General features: G+C 36.5%; 4 protein-coding genes and 1 pseudogene. 4 read left to right on the top strand and 1 reads right to left on the bottom strand.

Annotated features, from left to right (window positions below; translation table 11 throughout):
- Nucleotides 1–355: 355 nt before the first annotated feature.
- From AFK68_RS38960 to rpmA, 4 genes and pseudogenes are all read left to right on the top strand, one after another.
- Nucleotides 356–1,234: hypothetical protein (locus AFK68_RS38960; protein ID WP_210407412.1), on the top strand; the 879-nt coding region annotated here is incomplete at its 3' end.
- Between the two features lie 387 nt (nucleotides 1,235–1,621).
- Nucleotides 1,622–3,571, top strand: a complete 1,950-nt coding sequence (locus AFK68_RS14835; RefSeq protein WP_256386566.1) for a hybrid sensor histidine kinase/response regulator — start codon at nucleotides 1,622–1,624, stop codon at nucleotides 3,569–3,571.
- 431 nt (nucleotides 3,572–4,002) lie between these two features.
- Nucleotides 4,003–4,410: pseudogene (rplU, locus tag AFK68_RS14840) on the top strand (50S ribosomal protein L21); the annotation flags it as partial.
- 145 nt (nucleotides 4,411–4,555) lie between these two features.
- A complete protein-coding gene (gene rpmA, locus AFK68_RS14845) occupies nucleotides 4,556–4,843 on the top strand; it encodes a 50S ribosomal protein L27 (RefSeq protein WP_094673473.1) in 288 nt (95 codons plus the stop codon).
- Between the two features lie 157 nt (nucleotides 4,844–5,000).
- Here the strand turns inward: rpmA and AFK68_RS14850 are convergent, their stop codons facing one another.
- Nucleotides 5,001–5,657: a DUF938 domain-containing protein gene (locus tag AFK68_RS14850; RefSeq protein WP_094673474.1), complete on the bottom strand. Its 657-nt coding sequence runs from the start codon at nucleotides 5,655–5,657 to the stop codon at nucleotides 5,001–5,003.
- Between the last annotated feature and the right edge of the window lie 459 nt (nucleotides 5,658–6,116).

Genomic DNA, 6,116 nt, shown 5'->3' on the forward strand with positions numbered 1-6,116 from the left:
CGTGTGGGGAGCTAATGGCAAGTGGGTACGGCTGTATCGCGTCACACCTCCCCCAAACCCTGCTTTTTTTTGATTAATACGGACTTGGGAAAATGATCCCGAAAAGTCTATAGATGACTGGTTCAATAGCTTAGAAAGTACAGATGTAGATAATGGTAATTATAACTTAATAGTAGAAAAAGAAAAAAAAGGTCCAGAAGTAGGAGCATCAGAACTAAATAGTTTAGCGGATTTATTTGAAGGGGAAACACCAGATTTAGATTCTAGTTGGGAAGAAGAAGAAATACTAGATCGAGGAAAATCAGAAGCAGATCCAGTAAAAATATCTAAAATTGATAGTGATGATTCTGGAGACTTGTCTGACTTATTGTTTGATGTTAATGAGGCGGCAAAATTACCAGAATTTCAAAACAAAAATGAATGGGATTTTGTGACTCCAGCAAATGAAGACTTCTCGGATTTGTTTGATGGAACTGGAGAAAATGAACTACAGAAAAATAGTAAGTCTAAAATACAAAATACTAATTCAGAACAAGAGAACAATAATCAAAGAAAAACTACACCGGATTTAACTGACCTCTTTGGGGACTTAAATAATGGAGATTTATCAGAATTAGATGATGTGAATGACTCAGAAATTGACTGGGAGTTGGGCATGGATTTAGAAGCAAATATTTCTCAAGCCAACATTAACTATACTCCCCAGAATAAAGCGGAAAATTCCCAGTTAGATGAATTAGACTTGAGCGATCTATTAGCAATTCAAGATGTAGAGCAAGAAATAAAAAGTGAGACAAAAACAGAAAAATCTCAGCTCAACACGAACACTACAAATGATTTAACTTCTAGAGGCTCGGACTTAGAAGCACTGTTTGAAGATTTAGAAGAAATACCAGTAGAATCAGAAGATTTGACATCTAGTCTGGAGGAACTATTTGATCGAGAAGATGTAGACTCTTCAAACTCACAAGATTTAATAAATGTGGAGCAGTTAGACTGGCAAGATTTGACACAAAACGATAATAATGATTTGAATAGTTTATTAGATGCTGAAAGTATAGACTTTACTAACCTATCTGCAGAAAATACAGTTGAAAGTAATGACAAGATTCAAGAAAATGATGAAACTTCCGCAGATTTAGAAGACTTATGGCCTACATTAGAAGAGCCAAAAGATAACAATGGATTTAATCAAGATACAGATGAAACATTAGATTTAGATTTAGATTTAGATNTCCGAAAAGTTATAGAGACAGAAGAAAGTGAACAATTAATAGTTACTAATAACCAGACAAAAATAGAAGATTATGAATTTATTGCCTTAGAAGCAATACTGAAGGGGGAAAAATCTGAAAATTATAATGTTTTTGTACAACTAGAAGGACTATTAAATGGTGAAGAAATAAACTCGACATCTAAAGTAAATACGGTAGTCGTAGAGAAAAATCCTACACAGGAAATATCAGTAAGTATAACGAACGAGTCAGAAGAACCAGAAGATACCAGTGAGGAAGAGAAATCTGTAGAAAATTCTGATATAGATACCTCTAAATCAAAGAAATCAAAAGTAGTTTCTACTACTAATGCTCCTCGCCGAAAATCTCGCCCTCTAGAACAAACAATTAAAGTACCTGCAAAACAACTAGATAATCTGAGTAACTTGGTAGGTGAACTGGTAGTTAATCGTAATAGTTTAGAACAAGGTCAGGAACGAATGCGTCAGTTCCTAGATAACCTACTCCATCAGGTAATGCTACTAAGTGATGCTGGACAAAGAATGCACGACTTATATGAAAAAACTCTTCTAGAAAGAGCAATTTGGGATAGTCGTCATGGACATCGTTCTAATACCTCTCATATACCAGATACAGAAAACGAAGGCAACTCTGGAAAAAGAAAGTTTGATGACTCTCTCGATCTCGATCGGGTAGAAAACTTTACTCCTTTCCACTTATTAGCTCAGGAAACTATCGAATATATTGTTAGAGTACGAGAGTCTGCCTCTGATATAGAATTTTTGGTTGATGATGCAGAACAAGTAACTCGTCAACTACGACAGGTGACAACTCAACTGCAAGAAGGGTTCACAAGGTCGAGGATGATACCTTTTTCTCAAACGGTACAAATGTTACCTCGTGCTCTGCGAGACAATTCAATAGAGTTTGGTAAAGAGGTAGAATTACAGGTAGAAGGGAAAGAAACTTTGATTGACAAAATGATTCAGGATAAGCTTTCTGACCCGATGAAACATCTAATGAATAATGCTATAGCTCATGGAATTGAAACACCCCAAGAACGTCTAAGTGCAGGTAAGTCTCGCCAGGGTCGGATCACAATTCGTGCTTTTCACCAAGGAAATCAGACGGTAATTTCGGTTGCAGATGATGGGGCGGGAATAGATCCGGAAAAAGTGAAGAAGAAAGCAGTTGAAAAAAAGGTGATTACTCAGAAGCAAGCTCAGGGAATGTCTAACCTGGATGATGTTTATAAGTTACTCTTAGAGGATGGTTTTAGTACAAACGAAAAGGTTGATCTGTTGTCAGGTCGTGGAGTAGGGTTAGGTGTGGTGAAGAAGAATTTGACTGAGATTCGAGGTACTATTACTATTGATTCGACTATTGGCAAGGGTACAACATTTACAATTCGCTTACCGCTGACTTTAAGTATCTCGAAAGCATTGTGTTGTATTAGCGATCGCTCTAAGATTGCTTTCCCTATGGATGGGGTAGAAGATATGGTGAAAGTTGGTAAGGATGAAGTGAAAATAGTAGAAGATGGGCAGAATTACATAGAATGGCGCGGTGCAAAGTTGCCTTTCCGTCACTTGCGAGAGTTACTGGTATATAATCGTCATCTCCGTCGAGGTAATGTTTATGGTATAAATGCTGAAGAGGATATGATTTCAATTGTGGTTTTGCGTTCTGCTTCAGTAGGTATATTTTTAGCGGTGCAAGTCGATCAGGTTTTAGAACAACAGGAAATTGTAATTAAGCAATTAGAAGGTCCTGTACCTAAACCTGTAGGTATTGCAGGTGCAACTGTTTTAGGGGATGGTAAAATTGTGGCGATAGCAGATATTCTTGAGTTGATCGATCTAGCAACAGGAAGAATAAGAGAACAAAGGATTATGCCTGATATCATCACTCCAGAACCTATACCTGTACCGAAGAAGACTGAGTTAACAGTATTAATTGTGGATGACTCAATTACAGTGCGTGAGTTGTTATCAATGACATTTAGTAAAGCTGGTTATCGGGTTGAACAAGCAAGAGATGGTAAGGATGCTTGGGAAAAACTGCGTGGTGGTTTAGTTTGTGATTTGGTGTTCTGTGATATTGAAATGCCTCGGATGGATGGTTTTGAGTTATTATCTCGGATGCAAAAAGATTCTAATTTGAGTATATTACCTGTGGCAATGTTGACATCTCGCGGTGCAAAAAAACACATGGAAATGGCTTTTGAGTTAGGAGCTAAGGGTTATTTCACTAAACCATATATAGAAGATAAGTTGTTAGACGGGGCAGTGAGTATACTTGAAGGTAAAACTGTTGGAGATGTTGTTAATGCCTAATTAAGTCAAAAGTCAAAAGTCAAAAATAAAAAATAAAAAGTTTCAAGTTTATAGAACCTATTTGCTATAAATTATAAGTATCTGTGCTTTTGGCATAGGAGTCAGTCCTCAGAAGTCAGAATATCTCGAAATTAGGGCTTGCTGAATAAGTATTGAGTGTGAGGGTAGGAGTCAGTCCTCAGGAGTCAGGAAGAATGGGGAATGACAGAGAATTTAGTCCCTATTGCTTTTCAGAACTTTTACTTGACAAAAACCAACGTTATCAGAGATAATAGCTGATTGTGTGTCTAAATCCTGCTCGGACCAGGTTCGGACATAGTAAAAGCTGGTAAAGCAAGAAAGGCGTTTGCCTATCTCAAGTAACGAAATTACCACTCAAGGTATGAGTTTCAGAACCAGCTACCTGTACGGCAACCCCATAACACAGATTAATGAGTTACGCAATTATTGAAACAGGCGGAAAACAACTAAGAGTAGAACCAGGTCGCTTTTATGATATCGAACTTCTAGCCGCAGAAGAGGGAGAGCAAATTTCCCTTGAGAATGTGCTTCTAGTTCAACATGATGGTGATGTTCATATTGGTCAACCTCTTGTAGAAGGTGCCCTTGTAGAAGGCACGGTTATGAGACATTTGCGGGGCAAAAAGATTATTGTCTACAAAATGCGACCTAAAAAGAAGACTCGTAAAAAAAGAGGACATCGCCAAGAACTTACCCGTCTAATGATTGACTCCATAAGTCTCAATGGCAAAGTATTAGCATCGGAAAAAAAATCTCCAGTAGCAGAACCTCAAACTTCGGCTACAGAAGTAACCCCAGTATCAACTGAGACCGTTACTGAAACTCCAACTGAACCCACAGAAGTGAGTAGTTCTGTAGAAACAGAGACTACAGTAGAAGTTGAAACTGCATCTGAAGAAAAACCAGAAAATCAGGCAGAATAGTTACAGCAGTTATTATAAATAGTAAAATTCGGAGGAAATTATGGCCCATAAAAAAGGTACTGGTAGTACCCGTAACGGTCGTGACTCTAACGCCCAGAGATTAGGTGTTAAACGCTATGGTGGTCAAGTTGTCAAAGCAGGTAATATTCTTGTGAGACAACGTGGCAGCAAATTCCATGCAGGCAATAATGTTGGTGTCGGTAGTGACTATACTTTATTTGCTTTAGTTGAAGGTGTTGTAACTTTTGAAAGAAAAGGTAAAAGTCGGAAAAAAGTTAGCGTTTATCCTGTAGTTCAAGAAGCTAATGTTGCTGTAGCTGAAGCTTAAATAATTTTAATTTAAGCTAGGCAAGAAATGTTTTCTGAAACATTTTTAGAGACCTTCCATAGAAGGTCTCTACATTATTTTGTGTAGATATCTTTTGCTCAAAATATGTAGAAAATTCAACCAAAAATTACGGTTATCTTTTCTGATCGTGTCAGATTTATGACTTCCTAGCAAATATCAAAGAAAAATTATTAGAGGGCATATCAATTTTCTCTTGGAGTTCTAAGTCATAGTTTTCTGCTGCTTTTTTCAAATCAGCAATATCTTTTAATCCCCATTCAGGAACTCCTGTTGAATTTAAAGTTGCATTAAACTCTTTGTTTGATTCACTATTAAATGTCCCATCAACTTTAAACGGACCATAAATCAGTAAAAACCCATTTTCATTGAGTAACTGTGCAGCACACTCCATCATGCCATCAGCAATAGAAATTGGTGCAACTTGGAAAATATTTATGCAGAAAATAGCAGAATAGGAATTCTTTGTGTCTAAATTCAACCAAGTTTCAGGTTGAGTTAAATCAATATATAAAGGCTCATAAACATTGTCGTTGCCAAGTTCTTGTGAGATACCTTTGATATTATCAAAAACTTCAGTATCTTGCTCTGATGGTTGAAAAGATAAGTGCTTAAAATGAGGTGCAAAATAATTAATATGCATTCCACTACCACTAGCAATTTCTAGAATAAAACCTGCTTCTTTAGGCAATTTTTCTTTTAAAACATTTAAGATTGGTTCGCGATTACGCGCTCCTGCCCACGCTACATATTCGCTTAAAGGATGAGGGTCTAAAGGTGGTTTTTCCTGATTCATAAGTATTTGCTCTAAGTATCTATAATAAATTCACAAAACTCCAAAGTTTCTAGATAAAACTTTATAGAATCTTCTTTTCTCGATCTTATATCATGTCCGGTTGAACAGTGATAAATAAATAACTAGGTCGGAGTCAGGAGTCAGGAGTCAGGAGTCAAGAGGGAAGAAAGAATAATAGGAGAAGAAGGAGAAAGTTTTTTTATAACTAATTATCCGGACATGATCTTACAAACTAATAATACCAATTTTAAATCAAATTATCTTCTATTTTGTAGAATTGAAAAAAGTCCTCCTACAATCAAGATTAACCATGTATTTTTACTCGTCCATTATATCATGTCTACTTAATTCGCGATAAAGTTTAGTTCTGCTTACCGAATCATTAAGGTTTAAAGCCTCTTCTTTAAAGGAGAAACAATGAATTTATTTTCCTTTTATTCAATCCTCTTCCTTTTAGGG

This window comes from Hydrocoleum sp. CS-953 (assembly GCF_002260545.1).
Lineage (GTDB): Bacteria > Cyanobacteriota > Cyanobacteriia > Cyanobacteriales > Microcoleaceae > Trichodesmium.